Here is a 15,041-nt window from a genome sequence, read left to right as displayed (position 1 = left end):
TATTCTTTTTCTTAGATACTTGGCTGCTTTTTCGGGAAGCTCATATAATACGCCTCAAGGCACCTCTCCTGCAACTTGTGTTTCACTTAAGTCAATATTTATATACATTTTTCAGCTTACTACTTTAAATGACTCTCCATGCTTAACGAAGCTATTGAACAACAGGTAATTCATAACAATCTTGAAATCTTTGAAAGGATTGAGAAGGAGATCAGGGTCGCATCTTCTGAAATATTGGTGGCCGCTGCGTGGTTTACAGACAATGACCTTTTTACATTATTAGGAGCAAAAGCAGATCAAGGTGTAAAAGTGGAGGTTATTGTTGCAGACAATAAGGAAAATGAGAAGTTAGACTTTCAGGAGCTTATCAGGAAAGGAGCAACAGTCTTAAAAGTAAAGAATGTTGGCTATGGAATGATGCACCAGAAATTTTGTGTAACAGATCGAAAGATTGCTCTCCACGGATCATACAACTGGTCTGTAAACGCCAAGAAAAACAACCATGAAAGCATTATTGCAACTAACCATAAAGGCACAGTGGATAGCCTTGTTTCAAATTTTCTTGATATAAAACAAAAGGCCAATGAAATGAAGGCAGAGCCTGAAAAGAGAAATATAAAGTCACTCCTTACTTCCATCTTTGCGAAGAAAAAAGACTCTGCTTTCGATGACACAGCAGAGGAAACTATTTCTCCATCATTTAGTCATAAACCAGCTGAAGTACAAGTTGAAAAAGTGTCTCAAGATTTCAGAACGGAGTATGAGAAAGTTTTGGACTCTATGATCGCAGCTGAAGTAAGCAATTTTGACAGAGGCTTACTCAGACAACAGGGCTACGACAGAGCAAAAGCAAACAACGGTGACGCACAAGTTCTCACAAAAGCGCTAGATAGCGTCTATTCTGTTTTCATCAATGAAATAAATGTGGTTGAGGACAAGAAGAATAGACTCATTACCAAAATCGAAGAACAGAAGACAAAAAGTATAATTGCCCAGAAAGAAACTCTAGAGTTACAGCTAAATACGATAGAAGAGGAATGTGAAATCAGCAAAGAGAATCTAACTACCAAAATAGCCAATCTAAACTCTCAGATAACTATCAACGACAAGGAGGTTGAAGGAATAAAGAAAATTAAAATTCCTGCTGTAGAAGAACTGATCAGAGGACTGGAAGAAAAGGTAAAGATTGCTGAGAGAGAGTTTATTAAACCAGCTTTAAGGTTATTTGAGCTTATACCTGTAGCTATTCTCACTGCTGGTCTGCTCTTGTACATCATAATGTTCTACTCATCTGCCGCCTACATTCTTCTTTTTAGTGAGTTAGATGCTAAGCTTCAGGAGATGAGTGGTAGCCCTATTGAGCCAGCCGAAGTATTCAATCCGGAGGCAATTAGTAACGCTCTTGGTAAAGGATGGTCTGCCACTTTCTTTATCTTCCTGTTTGTCTTTCTCCCTCTAGCGTTTGCATTGGCAGGTAGGTTTACGCAAAAATGGAAGTCAATTGTAGGAATGGTTCTTATCGATATTGCCATTGCTTATAAAGTAGCTCAATCTGTACACACAGTAAATTATTTAGGAGGCAACGTTGATGTTAAATGGGAGCCTCTAATGGTATTTAAAGACGTTAACTTCTACCTTGTGTTTGTGCTTGGTGCTGGTGGTCTCATCTTTTTCTCTTATGTTTTTGATAAACTGATGAGCTACTTCGAGGAGCGCAATCCTAATATGAATTTTATCAAGAATCAGGTATACCTTAACCAGCTCAAAGATGAAATTCAAGGTCATAATGTAACTGTAACATCTTTGAAAGAAGAAATTGAAGGCTTTGAGAAAAGCAGCATTCAGTGCAGGACTGAAATACTTATATGTGAGGCAGAACTAGACATGCTTCCGAGTAAGCGCTTGGGATTGATAGAAAAGAAGAAAACAGAAAGTGCCATTAAAATTCAGCACATAGATATCACCACAGATATCTATAAGAGCCACATAGAAAATGACAACTTGCCAATCTCTGTTGATTCCATGAAGGACAGAATTAATGTCTTCCTTGAAGGCTGGAATGATTTCCTGCACGATGAGTACGCAGTTGCCAAAGCTATCGAAAAATCAAGCTTGGCAGCACAAGTTATATCTGATTGGCAGGAACAAAAACTCAACAACAATACACTCGATAGAAGAATTAAAGCTTAAAGTAGATTATGAAGTTTATTAATACCCTAACAGTATCAGCAATTTTACTCTCCGGAATGCTTTCGGCCTGCTCAACAGACGAAGTAAAAGGGAGTGAGTTAGAGCTAAGCCCAAAGGAGACACCTACTCCCTCTCCGGCTATTATCACTCATTATAACTTTATTATTACTCCAGACCTTTCGAACAGGCTAGGAAGTCATAAGCCTGTTAGTGACACAAGAATAGTAAACTCGTTACTACAGGATATACTACCTAATGTGCTAGTTGACAAACGTAAAACAAACCAGAAAGACACTTATGGTGTATCCTTTATCAGTAAAGCAGCTATTAATCAATACAGCGCAAATGTTGAAGATCTTAAAATTGACTTTAACAGATTTAAGAAGCAAGTAGACCGTATTGACTATGTAAAGGGTAGAAGCTCTGGCGCCACACTTTCAGGTGATCAGCAAAAGTTTGTAAGCGAGTTTGATCGTATCTTAAAAGTTGCTTCCAAGGCTCCAGATGGAGCCGACCTTTGGACCTATTTTGATCAAGGAATTGATAACAATACCGTCAATACCAAAGTTGACAGCTTTGAATATGGTGGCAAACATTTCTCTCACAGCTTCCGAAATATTATGATTTTGCTAACGGATGGATACATAGAAGCTGGCATGTATGGCAAGCAAGCATGTGTTTCTGGTAACCAATGTTATTATCTAAGCAGTCAGCGCATAAAGTCCTTTAGGGAAGCTTACAAGAAATCAGGTGAAAGTGACATGAAGTTGTTCTTCTCGAAGAACAACTATGGCATTATACCAGCTAAAAATCCCAATTTAAAAAGCTTAGAGATACTAGTGCTTCAAATGGAGGATAGGTCTCTTAATCAAGCAGGAAGTGCAACGCAGCATCCTACAGACATGGAAATCATGAAACTTTTCTGGAGTGACTGGCTAGAAAAATCTGGGGTCAAAAGGTTTGATTTAAGACCAGTATTAGCATCCGAAGATGACACTAAGAAAGTGATAAAAGAGTTTATTGGAGCGTAATACGGGCCTTACCTCGTCAGTTATTTAAAGGAAAGACTTACTCTTCCACCCCTTGGAATGCTTCTAAGGCTGCTAAATCACTGTGGATAAAGTTAGATAATTCACTCCTTCGGTCTACCAAGAGGGAAAAGTGATTTTCAAAATCGCTTTTCCCTCTTTCTTTTTGCACCAAAATCTGCGCTTTGATACAGGATGTGAACGAAACGCAACGCGTATGGAGTTTATACTAATAGTTAAACGTCCACTGTTCTTCTGTTTCAGCTACTTCCGAGTTCAAAATCCACTAAGGCGCATCATCTAAAGTTTGTTCCTTCTTGCTAAATTTGCCAGCCAAAAGTGATCCGATAAAACACACGCATACTTGTTACACCAGTTAGTACCCACAGATAAATGCTTCACACCACTTCGTGATGCAGGCCTACTCGCTTCTTTGCCAGAAAAATTTACTTACCCGTATAAGTATAAACCTCATGCCCTTAGCTTACAGGCTTCTGCAGAACTACAGGAGTACCTTCAGCATCAAAATGAGTGGGAGCATAACTTTGGTTTGAAAAGCGGCCAGGAAGGAAAAGTCATCGGAAAGATGTTTGGTGTGCTGGTGGTACAGACTACACAAGGCGAGATAGGTTACCTGGCGGCTTTTTCGGGGAAGCTGGCTGGAGGCTACCATCATGCTAAGTTTGTGCCGCCTGTTTATGACGCGCTCACAGAAGGCAGCTTCCTTAACAACGGGATGCAAGAGCTGACACGCATAAACGAGGAAATTAGCTCCCTGAAAGAAGCACACACAGCGGTTAACCAGCACAAAATCGCAGAGCTTCAACAAGTCCGCAAGGAAAACTCGATTGCCCTTCAGGCAATGCTTTTTAATCAGTACTACTTTCTGAACCAGGCCGGAGAAGAAAAAAGCTTACGTGAAATTTTCAGGAACAACGCCGGCAGTAACCCGCCTGCCGGAGCCGGGGAATGTGCTGCTCCAAAACTGCTGCATTACGCGTTTAAGCACCACATGAAGCCGCTGGCACTGGCTGAGTTCTGGTGGGGCTTATCTCCTAAGTCTGCCTTCTGGAAACACGGTGCGTTTTACCCCGCCTGCCGCGAGAAATGCGCCCCTATCCTGGCACACATGCTGCAAGACCTGGTTGTTGATGACATGCCATCCTAAAACAGCCTAACTACTTACTCCGAGAGGTTTCGCTATCACTGCATAGAGAGAGTGTGTAGCGGCTTGCTGGAGGGAGTAAGTATAAATTACCTGTTCCTTCATAGCAACCTCGCCCCATAAACAAATTCATTTTGATTTTTGAACAGCCAAGCGGGAGCTACTGGAGGCCAATCTTCCAGCACCCTAACTTTTCCTACCAACACGGCCGTTTTACTAAAAAAGGGCACAGATACGGGTTTTGCTTTATTAGTAGTCAGCGACAATTGCTTTACACCACAGCATACGTTCTTGCGATGCCCCACGGCATTTAATAATGAAACCGCCAGCTGTTCTGAACGAGAAAGCCTCTACTTAGTCTTCCGTTTTGGGCACCCTGTCCACCTCATCATCCTTTTTAGATGTGTCGCGTTTAGCTTTTTTTGCCGCGGCTTTCAAGGAGTCCTGATGTTCTTTCCTTTCTTTAAATTCTTTTTGGCGTTGCTTCTTTTGTTGGTCTCTTGATCTGGTACTCATTGCCTACCTCTATTTATTTTTGCTGCTTTTTGACCTTGTTAAGCCCTAATTTCTACAATATTCTCTTTTATACGAGTAAAAGGAAATAAACTGCTTTTGCACTAAAGGTAACGGGAGCTGCTTAAGACAGGATTGACCCAAAGAAATAGATCACCGAAGTTAAGGCACTTTTTTGTGTATAGAAGGCTCAGAAAGCAGAAAAAAGCTGGTGGAAGATACGAGACGATAAAGGCAACTTACGAGTCGAGAGGGCTAGCTAACGCCACACGACCCAACCAACTGCCTCTGCTGCGTAAATTATTACAAGAACCTCTCTGCTGATAATTAAATTTAAACCGCATTTTTGAACAATCTTATACCAAGCCTGTAATAAGGGCATTATCCGTAGCCACCATGTATTTTATGAGATTTATACTTCTATTTGCCTTTCTACTACCGGTGTTTGCCTTTGCCCAAACAGGTGTTATTACCGGCACGGTGCGCGACCGGAATACCCAGGAGCCGTTGATCGGTGTATCGGTGCAGGTGGTGGATAGCCAGCAAGGCACCGTCACCAACGAGCAAGGCGCTTTCAGGATAGAGAGTATTCCGGTGGGTAGCTATACGGTGCAGAGCTCTTATATCGGCTATCAGCCGCAGTCGAGGTTTAACGTGAATGTGACGGTGGGCAACGTACAGATCCTGAACTTTGAGTTGGCGCCAGCCGCCAGCCAACTGCAGCAGGTAGAGGTGGTGGCCAACCGCAGGCAAAGTGCCGCCGTGGCCGACCTGGTTACGCCGCTGTCGGTGCAGAGCCTGACGACGGAGGAAATCCGCAGCAACCCTGGCGGCAACTTCGATATTTCGAAGGTGGTGCAGGTGCTGCCAGGTGTGGCCTCCAACGGCACCGGGGGCGGCAGCCGCAACGACCTGATCATACGCGGAGGCGCTCCAAACGAAAACGTGTATTACCTGGATGGCATCGAGATTCCGCTTATCAACCACTTTACCACACAAGGCAGCTCCGGTGGGGCCACCGGCATACTTAATGTTTCGTTTATAGAAGACCTTAAATTAAGCTCTTCTGCCTTTGATGCACGTTACGACAATGCGCTGGCCTCGGTGTTCGAGTTCAGGCAGCGCTACGGCAACCCGGAGCGTTTTTCGGGCAACATACGCCTGAGCGGCTCCGAGTTCGCCACAACTTTGGAGGGTCCTGTGGGCAAAAAAACCACCTACCTGGTATCAGCACGCAGATCCTATTTAGAGTTCCTGTTCAAACTGCTTGACCTGCCTATCCGCCCCAGCTACTGGGATTTCCAGTATAAAATAGACCACAAACTAAACGATAAAACATCTATCTCCTTTATAGGCGTAGGTGCTATTGATGATTTCTCGTTTGGGGTGCCGCGCGAGAGTACGCCTGAAAACGAGTACATCCTGCGCTCCACTCCTTATATCAACCAATGGAATTATACCACTGGTGTAGCTGTGAAAAGGCTCATCAATGATGGCTACGTGAACCTGGCCCTGAGCCGAAATGCCTTCGACAATGGCCTGAAAAAGTATGAAGCCGCCGAAGAAGGCGAAAACCAGGCGCTGACGCTGAACTCCAGCTCGCGCGAGACTGAAAACAAGCTGCGCCTGAACGTGAACAAGTATAAAAACGGCTGGCGGTATGCTTATGGTGTGTCGGGCCAGTATGTGCAGTTTACCAACGACATTTACAGCGTTATCCGGAAAGAGCTGCGCGATGAGCAGAACAACCTGGTGCAGCCGGGCGTAATCCTAGACTACGACACCAACCTGGATTTCTTCCGCTACGGGGCTTTTGGGCAGGTGTCCAGATCGGTGCTGGATAACAAGCTGGGGCTGTCGCTGGGCATTCGTACCGACATGAACTCCTTTACCGACGAGGGAAATAACCCACTGGAAACGCTGTCGCCGCGCCTGGCGGTATCTTACCTGCTCAACGACAAGTGGACTGTTAACGCCTCTTCGGGCATTTACTATAAACTACCTGTCTATACTGTGCTGGGCTACCGGGAAGACGGCCGCTACCTGAACAAGCAGGCTGATTATACCCGGTCTATCCATTATGTGCTGGGCACGGAGTTTCTGCCACGCCCAGACCTGCGCTTTACCCTGGAGGCCTTTTACAAAGACTACGGCAATTACCCTGTTTCCATTAGAGACGGCATATCACTGGCAAACCAGGGCGGCGACTTTGGCGCTATCGGCAACGAGGCCGTTGCTACAAACGGCAAAGGCAGGGCTTACGGTGCAGAGTTTTACCTCCAGAAAAAATTGACAGGCACCGTGTTCTCGGTACTATCTTATACTTACGTAGTGAGTGAATTTGCCGGACTGGATGGCAACTACGTGTCCAGCGCCTGGGATTACCGCCACCTAGTGTCCGGCTTGCTGGGCAAGAAGCTGCCGCGCAACTGGGAGTTCGGAGCCAAGTATAGATTTGCCGGTGGTGCGCCAGCTACCCCATTCGACCTGGAGGCATCTCAGCGCAACTACGCCTCTTTAGGGACAGGCATACTCGACTACGCCAGGCTAAACTCAGAGCGCCTGCAACCCTTCAGCCAGCTCGACGTGCGCATCGACAAGAAATGGAACCTCAACCGCATCACCTTAGACCTGTTCCTGGATATTGCCAATGTACTGGGCAGCAACACGCCCGGCTTTGAGCGTTATACGTTCCAGCGCACCGAAGACAACTCAGGCTTTGCCACCACAGACGGTAACCCGCTGCAACTAGACGGCAGCAACGCCATACCCGTGGTACTGGAGAACAACGACGGCAACCTGGTGCCAACCTTAGGATTTATAGTTGAATTTTAAGCATTTGCGTAACGTATAACTTTCAGACAACCGCACCTATACTATGAAAAACATCAAAACACTGGCCGTACTGAACACCTTATTTTTCCTGGTGCATTTGGTACCCTCGCAGCTTACGCAGTTCGGAGTTTTCAATAGCCAGACCATTGGTGATGTGTCGGCTCAGTACCCGGCGCTGTTTACACCTGCAGGCATCACCTTTTCGATCTGGGGCGTTATTTACCTGGGGCTATCCATCTTCTGTATTTACCATCTGATAAAAGCATTTAAAGCGTCTCCTGAACATGAGGCTAACATAGACCTGCAGCGCCTGGGCAACCTGTTTATGGTAAACAACCTGGCCACCGGCCTCTGGACTATTGCCTGGGTAAACGAGTGGCTGGTGATCTCGGTGCTGCTTATACTTACCCAGCTGGTAACGCTGCTGCTGATACACCTGCGGCTGAATATTTTTAACGCTGCCCGCTCTGCTGCCTCACGCTGGTTTACGCAGGTGCCGCTCAGTTTATACTTTGGCTGGATCATCATTGCCACTGTTGCCAACATCAGCTCTGCCTTAGTTGGTTTAGGCTGGGATGGCTTTGGGCTGAGTGAGGGACTTTGGACTACGATCATGATTGTGGCAGCCACGCTGATTGTAGTGTTTGTGGTATTTGCAAGGTCTAACCCTTATGTTGGGCTGGTAGGCGTGTGGGCGCTCTACGGTATCATTCTGAAGCACCGCGACCTAAACGCAGAGGCAAGTTCACAGATTATTACCACAGCCTGGATTGGTTTAGCAGTAGTTGCCCTGGCAGCTATACTTATCTTCTTCAGGAACGCGAGCAGCAGCCGGCAAAGCGTAGCACCAATTTCCAGCAAAGCATAACATCACTTTAAGGGGATGCTTTCTTTGGCGTACCTCCCACAGCTGCCCGCCCGCACCTCCTGCAGCCCTACCACAGGCTTTGTCTTCCGCTGGCTGCCACAGGTTGCCGACTGGCGAAGCTTTGCTCCGGCCTCAGAAAATTGCATCCTTTTTGGCCTGAAAAAGTATAAGGTTTAGCACCGGACGAGCCAGCGTGTCTCATACGAGCAGACAACACAGGCAGAAGAAGAGTACCTCAACTACCATCCAACGCCTTCTCAACATAAATCTTGCCTAAGGGTACGCCAGGCACCACTGCCGTTGGCAGGCGGCCACGGTACTGCTCCGGCAAAAGAACAGGCTTGTCCGGCACCTTAAATAACTGAACTATGAGCCCTAGAGCAACACAAACATATTTTACGTCCGAAGACCTGGAGGCAACAGACGACAGGTCTTTACAGGATATTTACCACAACTTCACCGAAAAGGTCGGAGACTCAAATTACCCCTGTGTGGGTGCCAAAGCGGCCTTTAACTCCCGGCAGATCCGGGTAGGCGTGTACGGCAGCATGGCCACCGCCGAAAGCACCGCGCAGCTAGGCCGGGACCTGCAGCGTTACATAGCTGAGACGCTGGCCTCCGAGAGCGAGTACATGACCATGATCGCTGTTTTCAAGGAAGAGGCACCTACCTCCGAACTTGCGTTTGAACAGCAGCTGTGGGCACAGCTACAGCTGCTCCACGACAGCGACAAGAGCCAGCACCCCTGGGACCCCGCGGTGAGCAGCAACCCGAATGACACAGACTTTAGCTTCAGCTACAGCGGCACGGCCTTCTTTGTAGTGGGCCTGCACCCCAACGCCAGCCGGAAAGCCCGGAAGTTCGGCTACACGGCCATGGCCTTCAACCTGCACGGGCAGTTTGAGCAGTTACGGGCAAAAGGCGCCTACGACAACATGAAAAAGGTGATCCGCGACCGGGAGGTAGCCTACGACGGAAGTATAAACCCCATGCTGCAGGACTTCGACGAGGGGCTGGAGGCCCCGCAGTACAGCGGCCGCCACGTGGGCGAACACTGGAAATGCCCTTTCCTGGCAGGTAAACGATAAACACGCAACTAAAAAAAGCCACGCAACAAGAAGAAATGATAGAAACGATAGCCAGGCAAACCGGCGCCGCATTTAAGCTACAAAAGGGAGACAGGTTGAAAGTGATCGACCCACAGGGCGAGCAGGTAAGCGATATGGTGCTCTTTAACGCAGCGGATAAACGCGAAAAGCTTTCCTCCGGAAAAACGCTGGACTTTGAGGAAACCATCCTCATTACCAAAGGCCACCACCTCTGGAGCAACCGCAGCCACCAGATGATGGAGATACTGGAGGATACCAACGGCCGCAACGATTTCCTGCTGGCCCCCTGCAGCCCCGAGACCTTCCAGATCATGTACGACAACCCGGAGTACCACCCCAGCTGCTTCGAGAACCTGTACACCAACCTGGCAAAGTATGACATCGCGCCTGATGACGTCCCCACGGCGTTCAACATTTTTATGAACGTGCAGTTTGCGCCCGATGGCAAGCTCTCGGTGGACCCGCCTACCAGCAAGGCCGGCGACTATGTGCTGCTGGAGGCAAAGATGGACCTTATTGTGGGGCTAACCGCCTGCTCGGCAGAGCAATCGAACAACTACAGCTTTAAGCCTATTCAATACGAGGTTATCCGGGCAGAGAAAAAATAGTGCCCGCGAAACAGCCGCTTGCATTTGCATAGGTCCGGCCAAAATCGCGTTATTTACCAGGCGAAAAATACCCGCTTTGTCAGCGTGTAAAAAACGGACCACAAAACAGCAACATTCTTTAAAACGGTAAGCGACTATTTAATGGCTACAGGACTTCTCGCTCTTTTAGATGACATATCTGCACTGGTAAAAGTAAGTGCAGCCAGCCTGGACGATGTGCCGACCCAGGTGGCAAAAACAACGGGCAAGGTATCCGGCATCGTCATTGACGACACAGCAGTAACGCCCAAGTACGTTGTGGGCCTGGACCCCTCACGGGAGCTTTCGATCATCTACCAGATTGCCAAGAAGTCCCTGCTCAACAAGTTGCTTCTGCTAAGCCCCGCAGCGCTGATCCTGGGTTTCTTTGCGCCCTGGGCCATCCCTCCCATCCTGATGCTGGGCGGGGCCTACCTTTGCTTCGAAGGCTATGAGAAAGTACACTCCATGTTTGCTACGCACCACGCCGATACGCCGCAAAGCGCAGGGGATGACCTGAAAGTAATCACGCCTGAGGAGCTCGAGAAAACTCGCGTTAAAAGCGCCGTGCGTACCGATTTAATCCTGTCCGGTGAGATCGTTGCCATCACCTATGCTACCGTGGCAGACAAGCCCTTGGTCAGCCAGATTGCCGTGATGCTGGCCGTGGCCATATTCATTACCATCGCCGTGTATGGGTTTGTGGGTTTGGTGGTGAAAGCGGATGATATCGGGCTGCACATGGCCAAAGAAAATCACCACCACCGCGTCAGGGCAATCGGGCACGGTATTGTAAAGTTCATGCCGCATTTCCTGAGTATCCTGGGCTATGTTGGCACGGCAGCCATGCTGTGGGTTGGGGCGGAGATCATCGCACACGGCATCCCTTTTACGAGCCATGCCCTGCATGAGCTGGAGGTGGCCCTAGCGAACGTGCCTGCCCTTGCCTGGCTGGCCAAAGCCTTCGTTTGCGCGATAGGAGGCCTGATCTTGGGCGGCGTGATCGAAAAAGTGGTGGTGGCTGCCCGTAAGCTCTTCTAAGGTCTCCACGGCAACAGAAGCACCTGTAGAGCAGAACAGACTTCACGTCAGTCTCAAAACAGGGCTGCTCTCCATACAAAAAGCCTTCAGCGCACGCTGAAGGCTTTTTGTATGGCCGTAAGTCTTACCACAGGCGCCTAAGCATAAGACACCTACAAGGGTAAGCTATTCGTGCAGCTTTTTAGGTATTTCGCCGCAGGGTCCTTCGTACCTGATAAATATATTAATCCAAAGCGACCGCGACAGCCTGAAGATAACCGGCAGGAACCCAACGACCACCACCACCACAATGCCCATCATCATCGCCATAGTAACCTCCTCCACAAACTGGTAAAGTATAAAAAGAGACACTAAGAAGATCGCCACGTTAAAGGCGAAGCTAACGTACATGGCGCCGTAGTAATACCCCGGCTCAGGCTCGAAAGACTGCCCGCAGCAGGGGCAGCTTTGGTGCATGTCTGCAAACTTCGTGCTGTACATGGCCTCTTTAAACATGCTTCCCTCACGGCATCTGGGGCATTTACACGCCACAATGCTGTATAGTAATGAATTTCTCTGGCTCATTTCTCCAAACTTGTTTACTCACACAAAGGTACGATATCACCTTACTATTCTTACGGGACAAAAGCTCCAATATACTGTACTTTTCAGACCAAAAAACGAAGCGCTTGCAGCAGCATCCGCGCCTTCTCGGAATACCTTGCTAACTTGGCCGCCAAAACAGCTCGTATGCAGAAGGAACACTTGCCCATTTACCAGATCCAGGACTTCAACGCCCTAGCCCAAAAGGAGCAGTACTTCTACTTTAGCTCATTTGCCGCCCACCTGCAGGAGCACCTGTTTATCCGGGAGCCGCACAAGCACAGTTTCTACATCATTCTGTTTGTAACCCGCGGCACAGGCTCCCACACCATCGACTTCAGGGAGTACACTGTCCGGCCAGGCTCCGTCTTCTTCATGACTCCGGGCCAGGTACACAGCTGGACGCTTTCGCCGGATGCCGATGGCTTTGTCATCTTTTTCACCCCGGATTTTTACGCCAAAGAGTACCCCCACCGGAAGCTGTTTGACTTCCCCTTCTTCAACGCACTGCTCAACAAGCCCCTGCTAACCCTTTCCGAGGACGAGGAGGCGGCGCTAACGGTAAGCATCCGGCTGCTGGAGCAAGAGTACCGGCAGCAAATGCCCATGCAGGACACCATGCTCAGCAGGCTGCTAGACGTGCTCCTGATTAAGCTGACGCGCATGTTCCTGTCACGCGAGGCTGAAACAGAAATACCGGGCAGCGAGCACGCGCTTCTGCAAAACCTGGAAAGGCTGATCGACCGGCACTACAAAGAGCACGCGCCTGTGGGGTTTTATACAGATCAGCTAAACGTTACGGCGAAGCACCTGAACGCCGCCTGCAGAAGGTCTTTAGGCAAAACAACCATTGAGCTTGTACAGTACCGCACCCTGCTGGAGGCCAAAAGGCTGCTTGTACACGCCGACCTGACAATCAGCCAGATCGCGGCAGAGCTTGGCTACTTTGACAACACCTACTTCTTCCGTTTCTTCAAGAAACTCACCGGCCTCACGCCGGAGCAGTTCAGGGCTGCCCACAAGTAGCCGTAGAAAGAACAGGGAAAACTGCTCGGGGAAGCAGGGCTGCTACGCAAGCACTCATACGTTGCACGGTTTTTCCTGCCGGCACGGTGGCCGCTTCGCACGCTTTCCTTACCTTGCCGTATGAAACACGCAGGCGCTGAGCAGCTCCCCATCCAGGACTTACTAAACCAGAAGGCACTCACCATTATGCCCCTGGAGACATATGCCAGTGAGCTGTCGGAGGTGCCCCATAGCCACGACGCCTACATGATCATGTATGTGCAGGAAACAAAGGGGGGCGATAACCTCATAGATTTCCAGCACTACCCTCTACAGGCTGGCCGGGTGTTTCTCCTGCGGCCAGGGCAGGCGCACCAGCGGCAGTCGCGGCAGGAGAAGGGCGTGCTGGTTTCTTTCTCCGAAAGGTTTCTGCAGGAAACCGGGATGCGGGCGCACGACACCTTCGTTATTTTCAGCTCCGTATACCAGCACCCCTACCTCGACCTGCCGGATAAACTAAGGCAGATCTTCGAAGAGCTGGTAAGCCTTATGATAAAGGAACTGCAGGAGCCACAGCCGGACATGGCCATTCTTTCGCGCTACCTGTACGTGCTGCTGCAGTACCTGCTGCGGGAGTGCCATGTACAGATCGAGAAGATTACGCCGGCGCGGCAAAGTGAGCGCCTGTTCCGCCTCAGCAGCCTGGTAGAGAGCCACTACCGTGAGCACCGCAGCGTTAACTTTTACGCTGACGCCCTCAACATCACACCGAAGCACCTCAACAGCCTCTGCCGGCAGTACCTGCGCACCACCGTGGCCGACATGCAGCACGAGCGCCTGCTGGTGGAGAGCAAGCGCCTCCTGTTTTTCAGCAGCTTGTCTGTTAAAGAAATCGCCTACGAGCTCGGTTTTGACGATGCCTCCTACTTTGTGCGCTTCTTTAAGCGGATGACTGGCCTGACGCCCACACAGCTAAGGAACGGAGGTTCTGAAAGTACCATGCTTGCCGCAGAAAATCCTGCTACCTGAGGGGCTTGCCGCCATAGCTTTGCAGAAATGTATTTTTTATGCAAACCAACAGCAACCTCAAAGCCATTGTACTCGGCTGCATAGCCTGCGTCTTTTTCAGCTCTACCTATATCCTGAACAGCTTCCTGTCTGCTAAAGGCGGGCACTGGGCCTGGACCGCCGGCTTACGCTCGTTCTTCCTGATGCTCCTGCTCGTGGCCATACTTTCGGCAAAGGGGCAGCTGCGGCACCTGCTGTGCGCCATGCGCCAGAACCTACAGGTGTGGCTCTTGTGGGGCGGGGTAGCGTTCGGCCTGTCCTACTACTTCCTGACCTTTGCAGCCTCCTTCGGGCCGGGTTGGCTGGTGGCGGGCGTTTTTCAGTTTACCATAGTGGCGGGCATACTGCTCTCCCCTTTCCTGTACAAAGACCACCGCGCCAGAATCCCGCTCAAAGCCCTGCTGCTCTCGCTGTTGATCATGGTGGGCATCGCCTGCATGCAGTGGAGCCAGAAGAACGGGAGCTATACGCCGCAACAGCTTTGGTGGTGCATTAGCCTGGTGCTGCTCGCCGCCTTTACCTGGCCCCTGGCTAACCGGAAGCTTTTACTACACGTGGAGGAGAGCGGCCACGAGCTCAGCGCCATCCAGCGAGTTGCCGGTACGGCCATCGGTAGCTTTCCCGCGCAGCTCTTACTCATGCTGTACGGCTATGCGAAGGTTGGCCTGCCCGGCCAGGAGCAGTTGCTGGCAGTACTCCTTATCGCTTTAAGCTCCGGGGTAGTAGGGTGTATCCTGTTCTTTAAGGCGATGCACCTGGCCCGGCTGGATGCCGGTTCCCTGGCGGCAGTAGAGGCAACGCAGTCCGTGGAGATAGTTGTAACAGTGCTTGGAGAAGTGCTGCTGCTAGGCATTGCATGGCCCAACTGGCTTGGCAACACCGGTATGCTGCTTGTCACCGTCGGGCTTATACTTTACAGCATCCCCTCCCGGCACAAGGCGCTACAGCCTGCTTAGTTTATACGTGGCATGTCGTTTTGATGCCTGCCTATGCCGTTACCATTTACACGGG

14 protein-coding genes are annotated in these 15,041 nt (G+C 49.6%); 11 read left to right on the top strand and 3 right to left on the bottom strand.

Annotation, left to right across the window (positions count from 1 at the left end; translation table 11 throughout):
• Positions 1 to 138: 138 nt before the first annotated feature.
• The 3 genes from CA264_RS03770 (at position 139) to CA264_RS03760 (ending at position 4,386) form a co-directional block, all read left to right on the top strand.
• The gene (locus tag CA264_RS03770; RefSeq protein WP_025604729.1) at positions 139 to 2,190 is read left to right on the top strand and encodes a phospholipase D-like domain-containing protein; all 2,052 of its coding nucleotides are present in this window, start codon (positions 139 to 141) and stop codon (positions 2,188 to 2,190) included.
• 8 nt (positions 2,191 to 2,198) lie between these two features.
• Positions 2,199 to 3,221 (top strand): hypothetical protein, encoded by a 1,023-nt coding sequence (locus CA264_RS03765; protein WP_157593631.1) that lies wholly within the window; start codon positions 2,199 to 2,201, stop codon positions 3,219 to 3,221.
• 430 nt (positions 3,222 to 3,651) lie between these two features.
• The gene (locus CA264_RS03760; protein ID WP_025604725.1) at positions 3,652 to 4,386 is read left to right on the top strand and encodes a hypothetical protein; all 735 of its coding nucleotides are present in this window, start codon (positions 3,652 to 3,654) and stop codon (positions 4,384 to 4,386) included.
• A gap of 351 nt (positions 4,387 to 4,737) precedes the next feature.
• On the opposite strand, the gene CA264_RS21755 is transcribed toward CA264_RS03760, so the two are convergent.
• Complete coding sequence (locus CA264_RS21755) at positions 4,738 to 4,899, bottom strand: hypothetical protein (protein ID WP_157593630.1); 162 nt, start codon at positions 4,897 to 4,899, stop codon at positions 4,738 to 4,740.
• Positions 4,900 to 5,301: 402 nt separating this feature from the next.
• Here CA264_RS21755 and CA264_RS03755 point away from each other — a divergent pair, with 402 nt between their 5' ends.
• Positions 5,302 to 7,731: a TonB-dependent receptor gene (locus tag CA264_RS03755; RefSeq protein WP_025604724.1), complete on the top strand. Its 2,430-nt coding sequence runs from the start codon at positions 5,302 to 5,304 to the stop codon at positions 7,729 to 7,731.
• Between the two features lie 43 nt (positions 7,732 to 7,774).
• The gene (locus CA264_RS03750; protein WP_025604722.1) at positions 7,775 to 8,599 is read left to right on the top strand and encodes a hypothetical protein; all 825 of its coding nucleotides are present in this window, start codon (positions 7,775 to 7,777) and stop codon (positions 8,597 to 8,599) included.
• Positions 8,600 to 8,601: 2 nt separating this feature from the next.
• Here CA264_RS03750 and CA264_RS22045 read toward each other — a convergent pair whose 3' ends face one another.
• Positions 8,602 to 8,745 (bottom strand): hypothetical protein, encoded by a 144-nt coding sequence (locus tag CA264_RS22045; protein WP_157593629.1) that lies wholly within the window; start codon positions 8,743 to 8,745, stop codon positions 8,602 to 8,604.
• 222 nt (positions 8,746 to 8,967) lie between these two features.
• On the opposite strand from CA264_RS22045, the gene gntA reads away from it, so the two are divergent.
• The 3 genes from gntA to CA264_RS03735 all read left to right on the top strand — a co-directional run bounded on the left by gntA (position 8,968) and on the right by CA264_RS03735 (position 11,375).
• Positions 8,968 to 9,687: a guanitoxin biosynthesis heme-dependent pre-guanitoxin N-hydroxylase GntA gene (gene gntA / locus CA264_RS03745; RefSeq protein WP_025604720.1), complete on the top strand. Its 720-nt coding sequence runs from the start codon at positions 8,968 to 8,970 to the stop codon at positions 9,685 to 9,687.
• 35 nt (positions 9,688 to 9,722) lie between these two features.
• A complete protein-coding gene (locus CA264_RS03740) occupies positions 9,723 to 10,316 on the top strand; it encodes a DUF1989 domain-containing protein (RefSeq protein WP_025604718.1) in 594 nt (197 codons plus the stop codon).
• A 141-nt stretch (positions 10,317 to 10,457) separates the two neighbouring features.
• Complete coding sequence (locus tag CA264_RS03735) at positions 10,458 to 11,375, top strand: DUF808 domain-containing protein (RefSeq protein ID WP_025604717.1); 918 nt, start codon at positions 10,458 to 10,460, stop codon at positions 11,373 to 11,375.
• Between the two features lie 165 nt (positions 11,376 to 11,540).
• Here the strand turns inward: CA264_RS03735 and CA264_RS03730 are convergent, their stop codons facing one another.
• Entirely contained in the window at positions 11,541 to 11,939 is a 399-nt protein-coding gene (locus CA264_RS03730) for a DUF983 domain-containing protein (RefSeq protein ID WP_025604715.1), read from the bottom strand.
• Between the two features lie 165 nt (positions 11,940 to 12,104).
• Here CA264_RS03730 and CA264_RS03725 point away from each other — a divergent pair, with 165 nt between their 5' ends.
• The 3 genes from CA264_RS03725 (at position 12,105) to CA264_RS03715 (ending at position 14,986) form a co-directional block, all read left to right on the top strand.
• On the top strand, positions 12,105 to 12,983 hold the full coding sequence (locus CA264_RS03725) for a helix-turn-helix domain-containing protein (RefSeq protein WP_025604714.1): 879 nt from the start codon (positions 12,105 to 12,107) through the stop codon (positions 12,981 to 12,983).
• Positions 12,984 to 13,103: 120 nt separating this feature from the next.
• Complete coding sequence (locus CA264_RS03720) at positions 13,104 to 13,991, top strand: AraC family transcriptional regulator (RefSeq protein WP_025604713.1); 888 nt, start codon at positions 13,104 to 13,106, stop codon at positions 13,989 to 13,991.
• Between the two features lie 38 nt (positions 13,992 to 14,029).
• On the top strand, positions 14,030 to 14,986 hold the full coding sequence (locus tag CA264_RS03715; RefSeq protein ID WP_025604711.1) for a multidrug resistance efflux transporter family protein: 957 nt from the start codon (positions 14,030 to 14,032) through the stop codon (positions 14,984 to 14,986).
• The last annotated feature ends 55 nt before the right edge of the window (positions 14,987 to 15,041 follow it).

The sequence above is a fragment of the Pontibacter actiniarum genome (assembly GCF_003585765.1).
GTDB classification, from domain to species: Bacteria; Bacteroidota; Bacteroidia; order Cytophagales; family Hymenobacteraceae; genus Pontibacter; species Pontibacter actiniarum.
The sequence above is the reverse complement of the archived record's forward strand: the minus strand, read 5'-3'. Positions and strand labels throughout refer to the sequence as shown.